This window comes from Nocardia carnea, from assembly GCF_029868325.1.
GTDB classification, from domain to species: domain Bacteria; phylum Actinomycetota; class Actinomycetes; order Mycobacteriales; family Mycobacteriaceae; genus Nocardia; species Nocardia carnea_C.
Map to the genome: position 1 here is coordinate 67,954 of NZ_JARWNW010000269.1, position 19,747 is coordinate 87,700.

16 protein-coding genes are annotated in these 19,747 nt (G+C 66.2%); 5 read left to right on the forward strand and 11 right to left on the reverse strand.

Going from position 1 to position 19,747, the window contains the following annotated elements; genetic code table 11:
• Positions 1 to 34: 34 nt before the first annotated feature.
• From QH196_RS25950 to QH196_RS25975, 6 genes are read right to left on the reverse strand one after another with little or no spacing between them, the layout of a single operon-like run.
• Entirely contained in the window at positions 35 to 961 is a 927-nt protein-coding gene (locus tag QH196_RS25950; RefSeq protein WP_280418453.1) for a cyclase family protein, read from the reverse strand.
• Between the two features lie 25 nt (positions 962 to 986).
• Positions 987 to 2,111 (reverse strand): acyl-CoA dehydrogenase family protein, encoded by a 1,125-nt coding sequence (locus QH196_RS25955; protein ID WP_280418454.1) that lies wholly within the window; start codon positions 2,109 to 2,111, stop codon positions 987 to 989.
• Position 2,112: 1 nt separating this feature from the next.
• The gene (locus QH196_RS25960; protein ID WP_280418455.1) at positions 2,113 to 2,943 is read right to left on the reverse strand and encodes an enoyl-CoA hydratase/isomerase family protein; all 831 of its coding nucleotides are present in this window, start codon (positions 2,941 to 2,943) and stop codon (positions 2,113 to 2,115) included.
• Positions 2,940 to 3,890 (reverse strand): acyl-CoA dehydrogenase, encoded by a 951-nt coding sequence (locus QH196_RS25965; RefSeq protein WP_280418456.1) that lies wholly within the window; start codon positions 3,888 to 3,890, stop codon positions 2,940 to 2,942. The genes QH196_RS25960 and QH196_RS25965 overlap by 4 nt, the downstream gene beginning before the upstream one ends.
• The gene (locus QH196_RS25970) at positions 3,887 to 4,816 is read right to left on the reverse strand and encodes an acyl-CoA dehydrogenase family protein (protein WP_280418457.1); all 930 of its coding nucleotides are present in this window, start codon (positions 4,814 to 4,816) and stop codon (positions 3,887 to 3,889) included. Before QH196_RS25970 ends, QH196_RS25965 begins: the two co-directional genes overlap by 4 nt.
• A 2-nt stretch (positions 4,817 to 4,818) precedes the next feature.
• Positions 4,819 to 5,964 (reverse strand): acyl-CoA dehydrogenase family protein, encoded by a 1,146-nt coding sequence (locus tag QH196_RS25975; RefSeq protein ID WP_280418521.1) that lies wholly within the window; start codon positions 5,962 to 5,964, stop codon positions 4,819 to 4,821.
• A gap of 586 nt (positions 5,965 to 6,550) precedes the next feature.
• On the opposite strand from QH196_RS25975, the gene QH196_RS25980 reads away from it, so the two are divergent.
• The 3 genes from QH196_RS25980 (at position 6,551) to QH196_RS25990 (ending at position 10,405) form a co-directional block, all read left to right on the forward strand.
• Positions 6,551 to 8,092, forward strand: a complete 1,542-nt coding sequence (locus tag QH196_RS25980) for a class I adenylate-forming enzyme family protein (protein WP_280418458.1) — start codon at positions 6,551 to 6,553, stop codon at positions 8,090 to 8,092.
• 15 nt (positions 8,093 to 8,107) lie between these two features.
• On the forward strand, positions 8,108 to 8,578 hold the full coding sequence (locus QH196_RS25985; protein WP_280418459.1) for a MaoC family dehydratase: 471 nt from the start codon (positions 8,108 to 8,110) through the stop codon (positions 8,576 to 8,578).
• Positions 8,579 to 8,905: 327 nt separating this feature from the next.
• Positions 8,906 to 10,405 (forward strand): MFS transporter, encoded by a 1,500-nt coding sequence (locus QH196_RS25990; RefSeq protein WP_280418460.1) that lies wholly within the window; start codon positions 8,906 to 8,908, stop codon positions 10,403 to 10,405.
• Here the strand turns inward: QH196_RS25990 and QH196_RS25995 are convergent.
• The 3 genes from QH196_RS25995 to QH196_RS26005 are packed head-to-tail and all read right to left on the reverse strand — an operon-like array spanning position 10,395 to position 13,661.
• Positions 10,395 to 11,189: an IclR family transcriptional regulator gene (locus QH196_RS25995; RefSeq protein ID WP_280418461.1), complete on the reverse strand. Its 795-nt coding sequence runs from the start codon at positions 11,187 to 11,189 to the stop codon at positions 10,395 to 10,397. The two genes, QH196_RS25990 and QH196_RS25995, sit on opposite strands and share 11 nt — an antisense overlap.
• Positions 11,179 to 12,783 (reverse strand): AMP-binding protein, encoded by a 1,605-nt coding sequence (locus QH196_RS26000; protein WP_280418462.1) that lies wholly within the window; start codon positions 12,781 to 12,783, stop codon positions 11,179 to 11,181. Before QH196_RS26000 ends, QH196_RS25995 begins: the two co-directional genes overlap by 11 nt.
• A gap of 2 nt (positions 12,784 to 12,785) precedes the next feature.
• Complete coding sequence (locus tag QH196_RS26005; RefSeq protein ID WP_280418463.1) at positions 12,786 to 13,661, reverse strand: cyclase family protein; 876 nt, start codon at positions 13,659 to 13,661, stop codon at positions 12,786 to 12,788.
• Between the two features lie 434 nt (positions 13,662 to 14,095).
• Here QH196_RS26005 and QH196_RS26010 point away from each other — a divergent pair, with 434 nt between their 5' ends.
• The gene (locus tag QH196_RS26010; protein ID WP_280418464.1) at positions 14,096 to 14,881 is read left to right on the forward strand and encodes a FadR/GntR family transcriptional regulator; all 786 of its coding nucleotides are present in this window, start codon (positions 14,096 to 14,098) and stop codon (positions 14,879 to 14,881) included.
• On the opposite strand, the gene QH196_RS26015 is transcribed toward QH196_RS26010, so the two are convergent.
• Positions 14,871 to 16,310: an FAD-dependent oxidoreductase gene (locus QH196_RS26015; protein ID WP_280418465.1), complete on the reverse strand. Its 1,440-nt coding sequence runs from the start codon at positions 16,308 to 16,310 to the stop codon at positions 14,871 to 14,873. The genes QH196_RS26010 and QH196_RS26015 overlap by 11 nt on opposite strands.
• A 357-nt stretch (positions 16,311 to 16,667) precedes the next feature.
• Between QH196_RS26015 and QH196_RS26020 the strand changes: the two genes are divergently transcribed.
• A complete protein-coding gene (locus tag QH196_RS26020) occupies positions 16,668 to 17,915 on the forward strand; it encodes a cytochrome P450 (RefSeq protein ID WP_280418466.1) in 1,248 nt (415 codons plus the stop codon).
• 132 nt (positions 17,916 to 18,047) lie between these two features.
• Here the strand turns inward: QH196_RS26020 and QH196_RS26025 are convergent, their stop codons facing one another.
• On the reverse strand, positions 18,048 to 19,646 hold the full coding sequence (locus QH196_RS26025) for a flavin-containing monooxygenase (RefSeq protein ID WP_280418522.1): 1,599 nt from the start codon (positions 19,644 to 19,646) through the stop codon (positions 18,048 to 18,050).
• Between the last annotated feature and the right edge of the window lie 101 nt (positions 19,647 to 19,747).

Here is a 19,747-nt window from a genome sequence, read left to right on the forward strand (position 1 = left end):
ACATCTCCTGTTCGCGCCGGTAGAAACCCGGCAATCACCGAATGGCGAGCGGGTTGACGGGTGAGCCCACACCGCGGGTGAATTTCAGCGGCGCCCCGGTGTAGAAGAAGTCGTAGGTCCCGTCGGCGGCACAGGCGGACGACAGTTCCTCGAGGTCGAGCATTTCGGCGAGGGTCATCCCCATATCCCGGATCAGCACCATATGCAGTTCGAGGAAAGCGGCGGGGTTTTCACCCGGCATCACCTCCACACCCCAATTGTCCGAGCCCACCACCGCGACGTCGCGCTCGCGCAGCCATGAGGCGCAGGCGAGCCCGAGTCCCGGTTCGCCGGCCATGAACTCGGCCGGGTTCTGGTCCGCGAGAAATTTGGCTCGCCAGCCGGTCCGGATCAGCACGATATCGCCCGAGCCCACCGTGACGTTCTGGGCGGTCGCGACAGCATCGAGTTCTTCCGGCCCGATCACTGTGCCGGCATCGAGCCATTCCACCCCGCGGACCCGCGCGACGTCGAGTAATACTCCTCGTCCGGCGATACCCTTGGCTTGAGTGTGAATCCCGCATTTATCGGCACCCTTGACGGTCACTCCGGAACTGGGGTGGCCGTTGTAGAGCTGCTCGTCGTAGTACACATGAGCCAGTGAGTCGTATTGCGAGCCGGCCTGCAGTGGCATGAATATATAGTCGTCGGCGTACTTGAAACCACCGGGAAATACCTGCTCTTGGCCGTTCTCCGACATCAGCCGGATGGGGTTGATCCGGTAACCACCCGGCTGCGGGCCGTCACCGTCCAGCGGTATGCCCAGATCGAAGACCTCGCCGGTGCGGACCAGACCGGCAGCGGCGACGATACGTTCAGGAGTGATCAGGTTGGTGGTTCCGCGCTCGTCGGCGGCGCCCCATCGCCCCCAGTTCCGCACCTTGCGGCCGATCTCGCGCATATCGGGAACCATTGCAGTCATCAGGGACTCCTTACACCTACTGAAATCAGGATTTACTGCCGAGCCGGAGGGCTTGTTTCGCGATCAGATTCCGCATGACTTCGGAGGTTCCGCCACCGATTGTTTCCAGGATCGCCTGCCGCCACATGAATTCGACGTCGCTACCGCGAACCACTGCCTCCGCGGCGCCGAATTCCATGGCCGCGCGCGCGATATCCTGGCACAGCAGCGTCCCGGCGAGCTTGTGGTAGGCCGCGGCCACCGCGGACGGTTCGCCGCTGGTGATCTCGCCGAGAAGCGCGAGCGATAGCGCCTCGACCTCTCTGACCTTGACCGCGAGTAACGAAAGCCGCTGCCCGACCATCGGGTCCGTGTCCAGACCGGTCTCGGTCACCCAATCGATGAGGTCTTCGAGGTCTCGTCGCACCCGCTTTGGCGGGAACTGTACATGCCGTTCGACCGCGAGCGCCGATCCGACCACCTGCCAGCCCTCGTTCTCCGCACCGACCCGGTTCTCGACGGGCACGTCGACACCGTCGAACCGGACTTCGTTCAGCCGCCCGCCCTCGAGGGTGGGGATCGGGGAGATCTCGATCCCCGGGGAGGTCAGCGGCACGATGAACACGCTGAGCCCGCGTGAGCGGGAGCCGGGTTCCCCGGTGCGCGCGAGCAGCCAGATGTTGTCGGCCCAGTGCGCGTTGGAGGTCCAGCACTTCGCCCCGTCGATGCGATAGACCTCGCCGTGCCGGGTAGCCCGCGTGCGCACTGCGGCGAGGTCGGAACCCGCGTCGGGCTCGGAGTAGCCGAGGCAGAAGTTCAGGGTGCCGGCTCGTAGTGCGGGCAGATAGCGGTCCTGCTGTTCGGCCGAACCGTGGGACATCAGCGCCTTGGCCACCAGACCCGGCCCCATCGGTGGCCGCGCGGCCCGCGCGTACGCCATCTCGTCCCACAGGATGAACTCGTAGGTCGGCGGCAGCCCCGCGCCGCCGAACTGCGTCGGCCACGACAGCGATAACCAGCCCCGCGCTCCGAGCTCTCGGTAGAGCACTTTCACCGACTGCCAGGCGTCGGCGGTGCGGTGGAAATACCCCTGTGTCCCCCGGAACCGTTCGAGCAGGTGGAGTACCTCGCGGCGGAATTCCTCCTCCGCCGCCGAGAAGCCGAAATCCATCTCAGGCCTCCGGGCGCGGGGCCGTCGTCCAGCGTGGTTCGCGACGTTCACTGAACGCACGCGGCCCTTCTTTGGAATCGGGGTGTGCCCAATGCAGCCGCAGCAACGCCCATCCGTACTCGCACGCCTGCGTATACCCCATCTCGAGGGAGTTCCAGATCGCCTGCTGGGACAGCGACACGGCAGCCGGTGAGTTCTTCACGATGCTGCTCGCTATTTCCTCGGCCGTTTCCATCACCTTGTCCGCAGCGACCAATTCGTCGACCAGCCCCAGCTGATAGGCGCGGTCGGCGGGCAACCGGTAGTCCCGGCCCATCAGGGTCATCCGGAGCGCGGTCCCCAGTGGTAGACGTTTGGCCAGGCCGATGTTCTCCATCGCACCGACCAGCCCGACATTGACATGGGTGTCCATGAAGGCGGCCGTCTCGGCCGCGACCACGATATCGGCGTCGACGACGAAATGCAGGCCGGCACCGGCGACCAACCCGTTGGCCGCGCAGATCACCGGTTTCCATACCCGGTTCTGGCGCGGGGACCAATGGACCTCGTCGGTGAGCGGCCCGGTCCCGGTGCTCATACCGCCGCGCGAAGCGACCACGTCGACGTCGGCGCCGGTGCTGAAGTGCCGTTCGCCGGCCCCGGTGACGATGGCCGCACGGATCCACGGATCGTCACGGACCTCGCCCCAGATCTCCTTCATCATCGGCATCATCGTTCCCGTCAGGGAATTCCCCTTGTGTGGGCGGTTGAGGGTGATGTAGGCGATGTGCTCACGCTTTTCGAACAGCACCTCCGGTCCGGTGGCCGGTGCGTGCTCGCCCTGCTGGGTCATTGCTCTGCCCTCTCTGCGGAAAATGCGGCCAGGACCTGCTGTCCGAGTTCCGACTGCACGCCGGTCGACAGCGTCATCTGCCGGATACGTTGGGTGATGTGGCCGATCGGGCCTTCGACCGAGTAGCCGATGGCGCCGAGCGTTTGATGAGCGGCGAACGCAGCGTTCATCGCGGCCTGCGATGCGGACAGCCGCGCCGCCGCGGCCAGACCCGCGCCGGCGGTGTGTGATTGGCCGGCGGTGCGGGCGGCGAGGATGGACAGTTTCTCCGCGGCCTCCAGCTCGAGGCTCGCATCGACCAGCGGGTGCGCGACGGCCTGGAAAGAACCGATGGTCCGGCCGAATTGTTCGCGGGTACGGGAGTGTTCGACAGCGGTGTCCAGCACCCGGCGCCCGGCGCCGACCGCATATCCGGCCAGTGCGAGATGGAACAGCTCGGCGGCCGCCTGGGCGCGTTCGAGTGGCTGCTCCCGCTCGACCGAGATTCGAGCCCAGGGTTCGTTGCCCAGTGTCTGCACCGGTTCGACGGCTCCGACGCGTCGCACCAGCCATGCTTTGTCACCGGTCCACTCGATCGTTACCTCCGCGATTGCTGCCCAGGGCATGAGCGGCGGAGTGCCGAGCGACACCAGTTCGGTCCCCGTGACGATCCCGGCCGCGCGGTCCGCGGGCAGGGCGTGGGCAGCGAAAAAGGTGGCTGCCACGGGTCCCGGTGCCGCCGCCCGTCCGAGCTCGAGACCGGCGGCGACGATATCGCCGGGTCCGCCTGCCTCCGCGGGCATCGCCATGGCGAAGATCCCCAGTTCGGCCAGGCCCGTCCAGAATTTCAGCGGGAACCGGGCGCCGGTGGCGCGTTGTACGTCCTCGGTGCATTTGGCGTGGCAGTACGCGCGCACCGCCTCGGCAAGCGCATGCTCGTCTCGGGTGAACGCGGCCGGCCGGTTCACGACGCGCCCTCGCCCCAGCGCGCGGCGACCACCGCGCGCCGATGGCGGCGTAGACCGCCGAGTTCGGTGCGCAGTGCCTGTAGCCGGAGCGTGTAGAGGTGCAGATCGTGCTCCCGGGTGAGTCCGATGGCCCCCAGGATCTGGTGCGTTTCCCGCGTCACTGTGGGCAGAGCGGCCATCGTGTGCGCTGCTGCGGTGGCCGAAGCCTCTCCGGGCGCGCCGTGGAAGGCCGCCTCATAGGTGAGCCATCGGGCCCCCTCGATGAGAATTGTCAGCTCTGCCATGCGGTGCTGCAGCGCCTGGAACGATCCGATTGCCCGCCCGAAGGTCCGGCGGTCCTTGGCATACCGGATGGCGATATCCAGAGCTTTCTGCATCATTCCGACCGCCTCGGCGGACACTCCGATACGCCACCAATTGATCATGGTCGCCGCTGTTCCCGGGGCCAGGTCTTCGCCGGCGCCGGACGTGACCCGCCCCAGCGAGTACCCGTACGCCGACGGCAGCGCAGCCGCGGCGGACGGCGCCGGGCGCGTCAGCGTGCACCGATCCGCGCCGGCGGTCAGTACCGTGGCCGCTTCGGCGGCAAATCGGAGGGGCCGGGTGTCGCCGTCGAGCACCAGGGCTACCGGACCTTCGAGTGAGTCGAGACCGAGCGCGGGCAGCACCAGCAGGTGCGCGGTGGCCGCGACGGTGCCGAGGTGCGCGCCGATCCGCTCCACTGCGAGGGTGGCGCCGAGCGGACCGATACTTTCCTCGGTGAACGAATCGAAGAAACCGCTGCCCCGTAGCTCCCGTTCGAGGGCGTGGTCATACCCTTGCCCAGCGGCCGCCGTCCGGCACCGTTCCACTCCGGCGTGTCGAGCGAGAAGGGTGTCGAGCGCGTCCACCACGGACCGCTGTGTATCGGAGAGTTCGAAATCCATATCTAGTCCTTCGGCATTCCCAGGATGAGCCGCGATATCAGGTTGAGTTGCACCTCATAACTGCCGGCCGCGATGCCGGCGCCGAGGGAGTTGCGAAACTGTGCATCGCCGAGGGACCGTTCGACCAGCGCCTCGCTACCCATGATGTCCAACGCCAGATCGCCGACGGCGCGCTCGGCCTGCACCATCGCCGCGCGCGCCTGATACGCCAGCGGCGACGGTTCCTTCTGCTTGGCGCGCTCGTCGATAACCCGATACACGAGCACCCGCGCGGCCTCGCAGAGAGTGCGCGCCTTGCCGAACTGCTCCTGGACGCCCGGGTCGGCCAATGATCCCTGGTTACGGGCCCAGGCGGCGAGCCCGTCGAGCACCAGTGCGGCGCGCGCGTAGCGTGGCGCACCGACTCGCTCGTACGCGAGGGTGCGCCGGACGATATTCCACCCGTTGTTCTCCTCGCCCAGCAACGCGGTATGCGGAAGGCGTACCTCGGTGAGGAAGACTTCGTTGAAGGAATGCTCGCCCACGAGGCCGTCGATGCGCCGGACTTCCACACCGGGTGTGTCCATCGGCAGCAGGAATACCGAGATACCGTCCCGGCCGGACGCCGGTGCCCCGGTGCGGGCCAGCAGGAAACAGTAGTCGGCGGCGTTCGCATACGATGTCCAGATTTTCTGGCCGTTGAGGACATAGTCGTCACCGTCGCGCACCGCGCGCGTCTTCAACGACGCCAGGTCGGTCCCGGCCTCCGGCTCCGAAAAGCCCTGGCACCAGAACACTTCACCGCGCGCGATGGGCGGCAACAGTGCCCGCTTCTGTTCCTCCGAGCCGTACTTGATGATCGCCGGGCCGACCCAGTTGACGTTCATGTACTGCGGACCGCGGGGCTCCCCGCGTTTCCACATCTCCTCGCCGAGCACGAAGTGCTGCCACGCACTCTGCCCGTGACCCCCGTACTCCTGCGGCCAATGCGGGGTCAGCCAGCCTTTCGCCGCGAGCTTGCCTACGAATGTCTTCGAGAACTCGGTGTACACGGCGCTGCCCAGGCCGGTCCCGTCGGACCGGAGCCATTCCCCGGTCAGTTCGGTATCGAGGTAGTCGACGAGTTCACTCCGGAAGGCCGCGTCCTCCGTCCTCCACGCGAATTCCATCAACGGCCCCGATCGTGCCGGGTCGAACTTTCCGGTCCGCAGACCGGGAGGGTGTGGGTGCAATCCACCTGAGTTGCTCCTAACTTGATGACAACCACTCGATGCCGCGAACGGCGGCATGCAGTGAAGGACACTTAATTCGCCTGTCATCCGGCCCATATGTGGCCTACAGGCGCCCCTCTCGACAAAACAGTATACTTATTGATTAGCCTTGGCAAGGTGTTGGCCGGGTGCCGCGAACCGTTCGGACAGAGCTCGGGCGATCACACTCGTCACCCGCACCGCCGGGAGGAGTTCACCGCCCGAAGCCCCGGAGGCCCAGCAACCGGAGTCGGGGTCAACCTTCCACACCTTCGCTATATTGAGTGCATTCATTACCGCGACGTTCGGCGGGAGAGCATCGTCGACACCAACCGAAGCGCCTGACATGCAGACCATCCAGGGCCGTGGTTTCACAGAGCCGAAGCACAAACCTTTCCGACGGCACCCTTTATGAGTACACTCAATACCGGTTCAAGGAATCCGGTGCGAACGATGCCGGACACGACGCCCGAGTGATGCGGGGCGCGGGGAAGGGAGTTGGCGCATGCGCGCAGCACTGACGTTGCCATCATGGCTGGCGACACTCGGGACGCAGCCACATGGCGCACACCGGCGCGCGCTACGCGACGAATTCGGTGAGATCTCCTACGCCGACCTCGTCGCGATCATGAACGGTGTCGGCGCCGGATTGCTGGACGCGGGTGTGCGACCCGGGGATCGCGTGGTGACCGCCATGGAACCTTCGATCCCGCACACCATGGTGATCCTGGGAGCGATGGCCGCGGGCATAGTCGCCGCACCGCTCAATACTCGACTGACCGCCGTGGAGGCACGCACCTACCTCGCCGCACTCGACCCGAGCCTCGTCGTCGCCGATCCCACCTATATCGGCCTGGCCCACCGGACGGGCTATCGCACTGTCGAGCTGCCCTCGGCAGCCGCGACGGTCTCGGCCGCCGAACGGCTGGCGCCACTGTATGTGCCCGCCCCGAAAAAGTCCGGGGTATCCGAGGTACCGGAAACTGCCCCGGCGATCATCTTCCCGACCGGCGGCACAACCGGAACCCCCAAGGGCGCATTTCACACCCATCGCAGCCTGTGGCTGTGGCTGAACACCTGCGCCCACGGCAATCCGCGTACACCTTCCGATATCGAGTTGTGCTTCTCGCCGTTCTTCCACATCACCCTCGGCACCAACCTGTTGACACCCCTGCTGATGGGCGGCGAGGTGTGGATCCAACGCCGTTTCGATGCCGGCGCCGCCCTCTCCGCAATCGACAACGGCGCCAGCCGGCTCATGGGTGCGCCGACAATGTTCACCGCCCTGCGTGAGCACGCCTCCTTCACGGCGACCCGGCGGGAAACAGTGACGGCGATCCGCTACGGCTCGGCACCCTCGACCGGCGACTTCGTCCGAGACCTGGTCCGGGACTTCCCGAATGCCCGCATCCGGGCAGGTTTCGGTGCGACCGAGTTCGGGTCCGTGATCGGATTCGATCACGAAGACCTCGAGGCCGGCCGGTACGCCGGCGTGGGGCGACCGCTGCCCGGTGTCGTCGTCCGGCTCGTGGGAGACGACGGCCGGGAAGTGGATGCCGGCGAGATCGGCGAGCTCGTCGTATCGTGCCCCTGGCAGACCCAGGGGTATTTCGGCCTCCCCGCCGAGACAGCCGAGACATTCCGGCCCGACGGGGTCCATATCGGCGATCTCGCCTCCCGCACCGAGGACGGTTGGCTGCACATCGCCGGACGGAAGAAGGAGATGATCATCAGCGGCGGTGAGAACGTCTTTCCGCGCGAGGTCGAAGAAGTCGTACTGAACCATCCCGGGGTCGCCGACGCCATCGTGTACGGCGTGCCGGACGAATACTGGGGCGAGCGAGTCGAAGTGGGTGTCGTTGCCGCTCCGGGGGTCACGATCCTTGCCGACGAACTCCGGCAGTATTGCCGCGGTAGCCTCGCGGGATTCAAGATTCCGAAGAAGGTACGACTGCTCGACTCGATCCCATTGACCGCGAACAACAAACCCGATCGCAAGGCCGTGCGCGCGGCAGCGCTCGGGTCCGCCGACCCGGTTTCCCGGTAACAGAACCGAGGAATAATGGTGTTTCGGCAACAACCTCGTAGAGCGGACAGTATCGACGACTTTCGAGCGCTCATCGGCGTCGAGCTCGGCCCCACCGAATGGCATGAAATCACCCAGGAACGAATACAGGCCTTCGCGGATATGACGGGCGATTATCAGTGGATCCACGTCGACGAGAAACGTGCATCCCGCAGCCCCTACGGCTCTACGCTTGCTCACGGACTCTACGTCCTGTCGCTCGGTCCGGGATTCATGGCATCGCTGCTCGAATTCGACGGATTCTCCCGCAGTCTCAATTACGGATACAACCGGGTGCGGTTCCCCGCCCCGGTACCGGTGGGCTCATCGATCCGCATGCGAGCGATGGTGACCGGTGTCGTCGAGGTCGCCGGCGGTGCCGACGTCGTCATCACCCGCACCTACGAACGACTCGGCTCCAGCAAGCCCGTGTGCGTGGCCGAAAACGTCGGACGCTACTACGAGTAGCATCGCCCCGGGCACGAATTATCCGGTGGCACATTGCGGGATAATTGCGTGGGTCCCATTCGCATTGTTGCTGTCGCATTTATTCCGGTCCCCCGCACCTGGCGGACCGAGGATTCGCCTTGCCCATCCCCCGGAAATCTACTGCACCCGATTCCCTTTCCTGTCGATCCCGCCCAGCGGTAAAAGTCTGTTGCCGCCCCGTCTGCGTAATTAGTCTGAATTCTGCCACTCGTGACAATCGTCACAGGCGCAGGCCGCCGGGTAAATCGTCTTCTCCGTGAACCGACTTCCGTAGCGGCATACCTTCATCAGATCGGACATCCACTCATGAGTATTGATGCCTCCCCGCCGTTATGCGATACCCCCGACGAGGAGGGCGGCTGGACCCCGCGTCTGGTGTGCTCACTGGTCACCATCGTGTTGCTGCTCGAAATGCTCGCGGTCAGCTACATGATGATTTCGATCGCGTTGCCCGAAATCCTCGTCCACTACGAAACCACCCAGGGCGCATGGTTGCTCACCGCTTTTCTCCTCGTCGGCGCCGTATCCTGCCCACTGGTCGGCAGGCTCGCCGACCGGCACGGCAAACGCACTGTCCTACTCGCCTGCACCCTCGCGGCTGCACTCGGTTCGCTGCTGTCGGCTCTCGCCGCGAACTATCCGATGCTCATCGCCGGCCGGGCGCTCACCGGTCTGCTCACACCGTGTCTGTTCTTGAGCTACAGCTTGATCCGCGATGTATACCCGAAGCGCACAGTGCCGTTGGCCGTCAGCATCGCCACGAGCGGTATGGGGGTGATCACGGTTCTCGCCCCGTTCCTCGCCGGGTGGCTGATCGATGATTTCGGGTTCCGCAGTATCTTCTGGTTCGCCGTGATCGGGTTGACGGTGCTCGCCGTCCTGATCGTCCTCACCACCGACGAATCCGGTGTCCGCACCGAGGGGCGGCTCGATCCGATCGGCGCCTCCCTCCTCAGCACCGGCCTGGCAGGCATTCTGGTGGCGATCAGCTTCGGACCGCATTGGGGTTGGACCACACCCGCGACACTCGGCTGCCTCATCGGTGGCGGGATCCTGCTGGGCTGCTGGTACGTGTCTGCGCGGATGGTGCGCGACCCCCTCATCGACCTCCGTGTCCTGGGCCGGCGATCCGTCGCGCTCACCACCATCGGCGCCGGAGCCTGCTACGGTGCCGGCGTCGTGTTCTCGCTGGTGCTCCCACTGATGTGCATGACCCCGGAACATCTCGGACTCGGTTACGGATTCGGCGTCACAGCCCAAGGATTCGCGATTTTCCAGGCGCCGTTCGGCTTCGCCACGCTGGTGGGCGGGATCATCGTCGGTGTACTGGCCCGGCGCGTGCCGCTGCGCCTGCTCATGGCAACCGGCCTGGTTCTGGAGGTCGTTGCCGCGCTGTTGTCGGCCGGCGTGCATGATCAGCGAGCGTTGCTCATCGCATTCATCGGCTTGTTCGGTCTCGGCCAGGGGTTCATCTACGCATCGATCCCGAACCTGGTGATCGCGGCCGTCGTGCCGCAGTTGCAGGCCAGTGCCGCGAGTATCGTCGCCGTCGCCCAAAGCCTCGTCTCGGCGATTGTGCCGATTATCGCGTTCGCGATCCTGAACTCGCATATCGCGTTGGTCACCGGCGGGAAGACCTTTTACGGCGATCACGGCATCACGATCGTGTTCGTGCTGTCCGCAGCGGTGGCCCTGATCGGAGCCATCGCCGCCTGGGCGCTGCCGCGGACCATTCATCAACTGGAACTGACGGATTCCGCCGGTTCGAGCGCGCCGGTTCGAGCGGCGGCCGCGGTCAGGTCGTAACGGATCCCGATGGTCGGGGGCCGGGCGCGATACCCGGCCCCTGGTCCTGGTATCTGCGCCAAATACCGTGCGCAGCACCGCGCAGAGGACCGGCGAGTAGGTGGTGGGCCTGCACCTCGGGTATCGGCCCGCACACCGAAACCGCCGCGATCACCGAGCCGGTGGCGCCGACGGGCGTTCCGACGCAGCCGATCCCACGAATCGTCTCCCCGTGGTCGATGGATACACCCCGATCGCGCACTCGGGCGAGCTCGGTGTGCACCCGCCGGACATCCAAGGGGACGACGCGAGTGCGGCGCGAGCGCTCGACCGCAAGGATCCGGTCCAGCTCGTCCGGCGGCAGGTCCGCGAGTATCGCCTTGCCTACGCTCGTGCGCACAGCCGGCTGCCGCCAGCCGATCCGCGAGGGAAGGTGGGCGGCGAGCCCCCGGCCGAGCTTGTCGAGATAGACGACATCGCTGCCGTCGAGCACGGCCAGGTGCACAACGAGCCCGGTCACCCGGTGTAATTCGTGCAGTGAGGGCAGCGCCGCTCGATGCAGCCGGCTCTGATGCAGTGCCAGGGAGCCCAATTCGAGTAGCCGCGTCCCCAGCTCGTAGTAGCCGTCCTCCCGATGCAACCAGCGGAGCTGGACGAGCCGGTCGAGCATCCGATGAGCCGAGGAGCGCGGCAGGCCGGTTCTGCGCACCAATTGCTTCAGAGTCAGGCGATCCGATCCCTCGAAGGCGTCGAGCAGCAACGCGGCGCGGTCCACGCCGAAGCGGTGGCCGCGGTCAGTGACCATCGCGCAACTCGGCCTTTTTGATCTTGCCTGTCGCAGTCTTCGGCAGGGGGCCGAAGCCGACCGATTTGGGCACCTTGAAATGGGCGATCCGGGACCGCAACCAGGCGATCAGCTCCCCCTCGGTGACCCGGTGGCCGTCGCGCAGCGCGATGAACGCGACGGGGACCTCCCCCCACCGGGGATCGCTGCGTGCCACCACCGCGGCCTCCAGCACGGCGGGATGTTCGAGCAGCGAATTCTCGACCTCGATCGAGGAGATGTTCTCGCCTCCGCTGATGATGATGTCCTTCATCCTGTCGCGGATCTCGATGTAGCCGTCGGGATGACGCACTGCGACGTCGCCGGTGCGCAACCAGCCGCCGGCCAATACCGCCTGTGTGGCAACGGGATCATCGAGGTAGTGCGACATGACTGTGTTGGACCGGACCAGGACCTCACCGACCGCGCGACCATCGGCCGCGATATCGTGCCCGTTCTCGGACACCACTCGAACCGCCTCCACGCTCAGCGTGCGAACGCCCTGCCGGGAAAGTTTGCGCGCGAGCTCGCCGGCGTCGAGCGCGGACCACGACGGCCGCGGCTCGCATACGAGCGAGGGGCCGTAGGTCTCGGTCGAACCGTAGAGGTGCAGGATGCGCACCCCCATCCCCGACATCGCCTCGATCGCGGCCGGGGACGGAGGCGCGCCGCCGACGGCGAAGGTCACGTCGTGGTCGAATCGCCTGTGGTGCGTCCGGCTCTCCTCGACCAGCCCGCTCAGGACCACGGGCGCGCCGCACAGATGCGTCACGCCGTGGACGCCGATGAGATCGAGCACGCGAGCGGAATCGACTTTGCGAAGAGCGATGTGCTGAGCCCCCACCGCGGTCACCGCCCAGGTGAAACACCAGCCGTTACAGTGAAACATCGGCAGCGTCCACAAGTACTTCGAATCGGCCCGCAGCCCGGCGGCCACGACCTGGCTCAGAGCGTTGAGGTAGCACCCGCGGTGCGTATACACCGCGCCCTTCGGTCCCGCGGTGGTTCCGGACGTGAAGTTGACGGCCAGAGGTGCACGCTCGTCCTGTGGCAGGCGCAGCGAGACACCTTGCACCGACCGCAGCCACTGCTCGTAGCCGTCGCTGTCCTCGGCGTCGGTCACGGTCACCATCGCCCGGACCTCCGGCAGCCGATCCACCACCTGTTCGATCCGGTCGACCGCGGATGCGTCTGCGATAACCACCTTGGCCCCTGACCGTCGCAGTAGATCCTCGTACTCGCCCGGCGCGAGCCGGGTGTTGAGCGCGACGAGCTCGCAACCGGCCCCGGGCACCCCGTAGTGCGCCTCCAGCAGCGGGGCATCATTGGGCGCGAGGATCGCGACCCGGTCTCCGGACCCCAGCCCCAATCCGCGCAGGTTGGCCGCCAGACGTTGCGCCCGGTCGAGCAGAAGCGACCACGAGATCTGTTCCCCGGCATCGGTTGTCAGGGCAAGATCATCGCCTTTGATCTCCGCCGTACGGTGCAGAAAGCTGAGCGGGCTCAGCGGTACGTCGTTCGCCGACATGGCCCGCACTGTGTCCATCGGCTCCATGAACGCCTTCCCTCTCCGCATGCTCAGACGATGGCGATGGGGCGGATCGGCGAACCGGTACCACCGCGAATCGACAGCGGCAGCGCAACGAACAGGAAGCTGGTCACCGACTCCGCGGCCAACTCCTCACAGTCGACCCACTCCATGATGTGAATCCCACGCTCCTGCAACAGGAACAGGTGCACCGGCAAGGGGTTCCCCGCCACCGAGGACGGGCGTACCTCGAACGACTGGGTGTCCGCGCCGACGTAACGGACGCCGCGCTCGGCCAGCCAGCGGGCACCGTCCACATCGACACCGCTGCCGCCGCTTTCCCGCCGGATCCGATCGGCGTCGGGCCAGAACCGCATCTGGCCGGTTCGGACCAGTACCGCGTCGCCGGGACCGATCTCGACGCCGGCGCGCCGCGCGGCATTCGCGAGATGTCCGGCATCGATACCGAACCCCGGGGGTAGCGCGTCGAGCCCGAGCAGCCCCGGTATGTCCAGCAGCACGCCCCGGCACACGATCGGCTCGAGCGCCGCAGCGTCGCCGCGCCGGGCACCGTGGTCACCGACCGCGTCGGTCGCGGAAACCCCGCCGTGCCATTCGTCGTTCGGCCCCTTGGTTACGTGGCACAACGCGTCGATATGCGTTCCGGTGTGCAGGCTCCCGGAGATCAGCTCGGATACGTAACCGAACTCGACCGCGTTGGCCTCCGGATCGTCGAACGGGAAGCGCGCATCGACCCGCTCTCCGCTCGGTGAGTTGTAGGTGACGACCTCGAAGCGCGGGTAGCCCTCGAAGTTCGGCATATGGCGCCACCAGCCCGTCGACAGGTCGTAGACCTTTCCTGTCCGCGGCAGACTCAGCGCGTGGATCAACGTGTCACCACGAACCGATCCGTTCGGTGCGTTCATCGGTGGGCTCCTCTACTCGGGGTCGAGCGCGACTCAGGTCGCCACGGGTATCGACCGGATCCCCGAACGGTCCGAGTCGCTCGGGAAACCAGGTGTACGTCAGCCGCCCTCGCAACACCGGGCACCACGGCGGTGATCACGACGCTCGGGGACCCCTTCTCGGCCCAATTGAGTCCACTGTCCTCGACAGTCGTGCAGGCATGCGACGCGACGCACACTGGCCCGTGATGGTCGGGGCGACCAACTCAGAACGAAGTATAGTGTCCTCAATATGGCTTGTCGATATCCAGCTGCGCCTCGCTCCAGGACACTACTCGCATACAGTATCCTTAAATAGGTTTCTGCAGAAACAGTGGACGGAGCTATTGGGTGCACTCAAAGAAAGTCTCTGCCGGTAGCATCGACACATGGCCGGTGGACAGGAGAACGGCGCGATGAGCGCAGGTCGGGGCAGGCAGCGGTTGGCCGAGACGGTCGCCGAGCGCATCGAGCAGGACATCATCGCCGGCGGCTGGCGAACCGGAACGATCCTCGGTTCCGAGTCGGAGCTCATCGACCGCTACGGCGTCAGTCGCGCTGTCTTCCGGGAGGCGGTCCGGCTCGTCGAGCACCATCAAATGGCCGCTATGCGACGCGGCCCCGGCGGCGGACTGGTTGTGACCGAACCGGATCCCGGCGTCGTTCGTCACGCGGCGCGGGTCTATCTACGCCACGCCGAAGTCACGCGCGAGCAGTTGTTCCAGGCACGAATGGCCCTCGAACTGGCCGGAGTCGTCGCAGCGACCGAGCGGTTGACCGAAACAGGAATCACCCGCCTCAACGACGCATTACACACCGAGCAGGAACTTGTGGCACACGGAGTGACAACCGGTCACTTGCGGAATCTGCACAGCGAGATCGCCGAGCTGACCGATAATCCCGCCATCAGCCTCTTCGTCGAGGTTCTCGCCCAGCTCGACGAAGAGATGGTGCAGCAGAGCTGGGGCAGCCGAGTACCCGAGCCGGATTGGACGCAGCGAGTAGCCGCATCGCACCAGGCGCACGAGGCGATCGTCGCGGCCATCACGGCCGGCGACGCTGCCCTGGCCCAGCACCGGATGCGGCGTCATCTCCAGGCCATCGCCGCATTACGCGAGGAGGTAGGCCCCGCCGAGGACGCCGAGCGCGCGGCGCCCGATTCGGCACGGCGCGCACCGACCTCATCCTCGCTCAAGCGGTGAAACCTCCCCGGCGCGCGGCCTCACGACCCGCGATCCGGCCGAAGGCCAGGGCGTCGGCGATATGGAATCCGCCGTCCTTGGCCCAGCTGTAGGTCGAGCTCACCTCACCGGCAGCATAAAGGCCTGCGATCACCGTTCCGTCCACGTCCACGACTTGCGCCCGCCCGTCACGGCGCGGGCCGCCGTTGCTCCAACCGAGCAAGGGCGCGACGTCCAGTACATAGAACGGCGGCTCCGATACCGGCGCGAGGGTTGCGGGCGAACGGCCGAAACTGTCGTCGCGGCCGATTTCGCAGGCATTGTTGTACCGCGCGACCGTGCGTTCCAGCGTCGCCGGATCCACATCGGCGAGCTCGGCGAGCTCGGCGATGGTCTCCGCGCGCCCGATCAGCCCGCGGGCGATCTCCTCGCTGTTGTCGGCGCTCCAGGAAAACTTCTCCATCAGCAGCTTCCACCCCACCGGCAGTACCTCACGGGACGGACTCAACGGCCCCGCGGTGCGCATTCGCTCGTCGAAGACCAGGTGGAACGAGCCCAGCGGGAAGAGTTCGAGAGTGCCGTTGCGGTAGATGTGGCCGTGCCGGTTCTCTGCGGTCTCATCGACGAACCGCCGGCCGTCCGGGCCGATGAACAGATAGTTGTGGGCGGCCCAGAGTGCAAGGTACATACCCGGACCGTCGTCGATACGTACCCCGGTGATCGTCATCATGTTGTCCATATGCCACAGGTCGGCGCCGATACGCTGCGCCATGCGGTGACCGTCGCCGGTTGAGTGCGGCGACCCCCAGATCGGCGCATCGGTCAGCCGGAGGTAGTCGCGAACCATTCGGGTGTTCGCGGCGAACCCTCCGGTCGCCAGCACGACGCCGCCACGGGCACGGATCCGTCGCCCGCCTGCCGTTTCCACGCCGGTCACCGCGCCGGCCTCGGTGACCAGTTCCGCGGCCGGTGTCGAGAAACGCACCTCGATACCGGCGTCGGTGAGAGCACCGAGCAGGAAGTCGTAGAGCCGGAAATCGCCCATCTGCGCGCCGACGGTGTCCATACCCCCGTAGCAATCACTGCCGTCCAGCGTGCCGTACTCGGGTTCGGTGTGGTACTGCGGACTGGCGCCTACTTCCGCTCCCAGTGCGCGCAGCCAGTCGGAGTTCAGTGCCGTTTCGCGGGACCACGCCGCGACGACATCGTCGGCCACCGGGTAGGGACCGCACAGCGAACGCAGGAACTGCGCGGCACGCTGCGGATCACGGTTGATGAACCACCCCGCCCCGGACACCCGGGTATTGCCGCCGGCTGTCGCCGCGTCCGCCTTCTCCAACACCACGACCCGCGCCCCCGCCGCGTGCGCGCTCAATGCCGCCGCAGACCCGGCCGCCCCTACTCCGGCGATCACGACATCGTATTCTTCATCGAAGCGCACGGCACCCATGGTGAATTCCTTTCCTCAGCCCGTGATCGGCACGGAACCCACACCATGGTGCTCGGCGACCCGGCCTATCGCGCTCGCATAATCCCTCTCAGTGGGAGCCGGCCGATCCCGCTCAGTGGGAGCCGACTCCCTGGCCGCCGACGGTGTTGCCGCCGGCCGGGATCGGTTCCGGTAACGACGCCCAGGGATTCGCCGACAGCGGTGTAGCGCACCGAGTTCCGGTGCTCGATTCACCAAAGATATTGGGCTGAACCAACTCCCGGTAGTATGCGCCAGCATGCCCACACTACGAATGCCAGCCCGGCCCTCGCCGGATCGAACGGGACACCACGCGGTACCGCGCGGGGGAATCACGTTTTGAGCAATACAGATTCGAGTTCGCAGGCAGAGTCCCCGATCGGGCACGGGCCCCCGGTATCCACGGGCCCGCACTTCCGGCTGGACACCGCGGCGTTCGCAGCCGATCCGCATCGCGCCTACGAGAGTATGCGCCGGCACGGCCCGCTGGTGCCGATCGAACTCGCTCCGGGTGTGCCGGCAACGCTCGTGATCGGCTACCAGGTGGCCATGCAGATCCTGAACGACGAGCAGCATTTCCCCGCCGACCCACGCCGATGGGAGAAGAACGCTCCCGCGGACTCGCCGATGTTGCCGATGCTGGGCTATCGCCAGAACGCGCTGCGTACGTCAGGTGTGGAACACGAGCGGTACCGGCGCACCATCATCGCGGCATTGGACACCGTCGACCTGCACAAGGTGCACGACGCGGTGGCCCGGGCCGCCGAGGTGCTGATCAACAACTTCTGCGAGCGCGGCACCGCGGACCTGCACACGGATTACGCGTATCCGCTGACCTTCCGGGTCCTGAGTGAACTGATGGGCTTTCCCGAAGACGCCGCGGCCGCGGCTTACGAGGGGATGGCGGCGATGATGGAGGGAGTGGGCGCCGAAGAGGGACAGCAGCGTTTCGTCGAGGCACTGATCGGCGTTGTCCAGCAGAAGCAGGCCGAACCGGGCAACGATCTGACCTCGGAGCTGTTGAAGCATCCGGACGGCCTCGATGCCATGGAGATGGTGAACCAGGCCGCGCTGCTGTTCTCGATGGGTACGGAGCCGACCTGCAATCTCATTCTCAATGCGTTGCTGCTGTTGATGACCGATGACCAATACGGGGGTGAGCTCCTCAGCGGCGCCATATCCACCCGGGACGCCATCGATGAGGTGCTGTTCGAGGATCCGCCGCTGGCGAACTGGTGCGTGAGCTACCCCCGGCAGCCGCAACTCGTCGGCGATACGTGGCTCCCGGCCGATCAACCGGTGGTCATCAGTTTGGCCGCGTGCAACAACGATCCCACCGTCGTAGGCGGTGACCGCAAGGGAAACCGGTCACACCTCGCCTGGGGAGGCGGCCCGCACGGCTGCCCGGCCCAGACCCTCGCCCAGACGATCGCCGCGCAGGCCATCGACCTGCTGCTCGACGCCCTGCCGGAGATCCAACCGCAAGGATCCGTGCAGCAACTACCCTGGCGGCAGGGGCAGTTCCACCGCGCATTGGCCGCGCTACCGGTTCGGTTTCCGGCGTGCCCGCCGATGCGTCTCGTCTGACAGCGATCACGCCGCCCGAGCCCACGCCACCGGTTCCGAATCCGGCTCCGCACAACGGACTTGCTCGTTCCGTGAACGCTACCCCTGGGTGGCGGCGTCGTCCGGCGCCCGCCACCCGGGGTAGTTCCTCGGTCACTCTGTCAGAGTGAAACCGTCGTAGTCGTCGGCGGCGACCTGTTCGCATTTTTCGCGATACGCTCCGACGCCACCGATGTAGGCGTACATCACCCTCGGCTTACCGGGAACATTCGATCCGACATACCAGGAGTCCACCTTCGGATAGAGCGTCATATTGCCGACTTCGTCGACGTGCCGCGTCCATTCCAGCTCCGCGGCGGTCTCGGCCTCCATGGTCCGCACGCCCTTGGACCGCATCACGTCGATCGCGTCGGCGATCCAGTCGACGTGCTGCTCGATGGACACCAGCATGTTCGACAGCACCGACGGGCTACCCGGACCCGTGATCGTGAAGAGGTTCGGAAAGCCCGCCATGGTGAGCCCGAGGTAGGTGACGGGCCCGTCGGCCCACTTCTCCCGCAGCGACACACCGCCCCGGCCGCGGATATCGATCGCGTCCAGCGCGCCGGTCATGGCGTCGTACCCGGTGGCGTAGATGATGTCGTCGAACTCGAAACTCTCCTGTGTCGTCCGGAGTCCGGACGCGGTGATCTCGGTGAGCGGGGTCGCGCGTACGTCCACGAGCCGGACGTTGGGACGGTTGAAGGTTTCGTAATAGTTCGTGCCGAGAACCGGACGTTTGACGCCGAACAGGCCGGTGGGCTGGAGGAGCTCGGTGGTAGCCGGATCCGTCACGATCTCGGCGATGCGGTCGCGGATGAACTGGGCGGCGGTCTCGTTGGCGGCTTCGTCGGCGAGCGTATCGGTGAATCCGGTCAGCATGCTCACCAGCTCGCTGTCCTTGTCCTCCCATACCGCGCGATAGAAGGCATTTCGCTCCTCTTCGCTCACCTCGAGTGCCCCCCTGGTGGCCTCGGGCCGGGCGATGCCGAACGACGACTCCCGGTTGGCCTTGCGCACCTCGCGGTAGCGCGACTTGATATCGCGCTGGAATTCGGGATCGAGGGCGTGATTACCTGCGGGCAGAACATAGTTCGCCGTCCGCTGGAACACGGTGAGCTTCTCGGCCGCTTCGGCGACAAGCGGAATAACCTGCACTCCGGAGGAGCCGGTGCCGATCACCGCGACCCGCCGGCCGGCGAAATCCACCTCCTGCTGGGGCCAGTTGCCGGTGTGGAAGCTGCGGCCCCGGAACGTTTCGATGCCCGGTATCTCCACCATCTTCGGCACCGACAGGCAGCCTGTCGCCATGATCGCGAACCGCGCCGAGACGACCTCACCGCGATCGGTCGTGATCCGCCACCGCGCGGCGGACTCGTTGTAGACCGCGCCGGTGACCCGGGTCCGCAACTGCACGTCCTTACGTAGATCGAAACGATCCGCGACGTGATTGATGTAGCGAAGCAGCTCCGGCTGCGGCGGCAACTTCTCCGTCCACTCCCACTCCTGCTCGAGCTCCGGGTCGAAAGAGTAGTTGTAGTACATGCTTTTCACATCGACGCGTGCGCCCGGATAGCGGTTCCAGTACCACGTGCCGCCGAGCCCGTCACCTGCTTCGTACACCTGCACCGAAAGTCCGAGTCCGCGCAGCTTGTGCAGCATATGCAGGCCGGCGAAGCCGGCGCCGACGACGACTGCGTCGAGCTCGCGCACCTCCTGCCCGGTCGGGAATACGGAACGCTCCGAGGTCGTGGTCATCGTGGGACCTGCCTTTCGATGAGTCGCCGTGGGAGGGACACAGCGGTTCGGTTCAA

What these genes read in the sequence shown, in the direction of transcription:
- QH196_RS25970 (WP_280418457.1), bottom strand. Translation starts at nt 4,816, where the DNA reads ATGGATTTCGAACTCTCCGATACACAGCGGTCCGTGGTGGACGCGCTC.
- QH196_RS25995 (WP_280418461.1), bottom strand. Translation starts at nt 11,189, where the DNA reads ATGGTCACTGACCGCGGCCACCGCTTCGGCGTGGACCGCGCCGCGTTG.
- QH196_RS25960 (WP_280418455.1), bottom strand. Translation starts at nt 2,943, where the DNA reads ATGACCCAGCAGGGCGAGCACGCACCGGCCACCGGACCGGAGGTGCTG.
- QH196_RS25950 (WP_280418453.1), bottom strand. Translation starts at nt 961, where the DNA reads ATGACTGCAATGGTTCCCGATATGCGCGAGATCGGCCGCAAGGTGCGG.
- QH196_RS26015 (WP_280418465.1), bottom strand. Translation starts at nt 16,310, where the DNA reads ATGGGTGCCGTGCGCTTCGATGAAGAATACGATGTCGTGATCGCCGGA.
- QH196_RS25980 (WP_280418458.1), top strand. Translation starts at nt 6,551, where the DNA reads ATGCGCGCAGCACTGACGTTGCCATCATGGCTGGCGACACTCGGGACG.
- QH196_RS25955 (WP_280418454.1), bottom strand. Translation starts at nt 2,111, where the DNA reads ATGGATTTCGGCTTCTCGGCGGCGGAGGAGGAATTCCGCCGCGAGGTA.
- QH196_RS26005 (WP_280418463.1), bottom strand. Translation starts at nt 13,661, where the DNA reads ATGAACGCACCGAACGGATCGGTTCGTGGTGACACGTTGATCCACGCG.
- QH196_RS25975 (WP_280418521.1), bottom strand. Translation starts at nt 5,964, where the DNA reads ATGGAATTCGCGTGGAGGACGGAGGACGCGGCCTTCCGGAGTGAACTC.
- QH196_RS26000 (WP_280418462.1), bottom strand. Translation starts at nt 12,783, where the DNA reads ATGCGGAGAGGGAAGGCGTTCATGGAGCCGATGGACACAGTGCGGGCC.
- QH196_RS25985 (WP_280418459.1), top strand. Translation starts at nt 8,108, where the DNA reads ATGGTGTTTCGGCAACAACCTCGTAGAGCGGACAGTATCGACGACTTT.
- QH196_RS26010 (WP_280418464.1), top strand. Translation starts at nt 14,096, where the DNA reads ATGAGCGCAGGTCGGGGCAGGCAGCGGTTGGCCGAGACGGTCGCCGAG.
- QH196_RS25990 (WP_280418460.1), top strand. Translation starts at nt 8,906, where the DNA reads ATGAGTATTGATGCCTCCCCGCCGTTATGCGATACCCCCGACGAGGAG.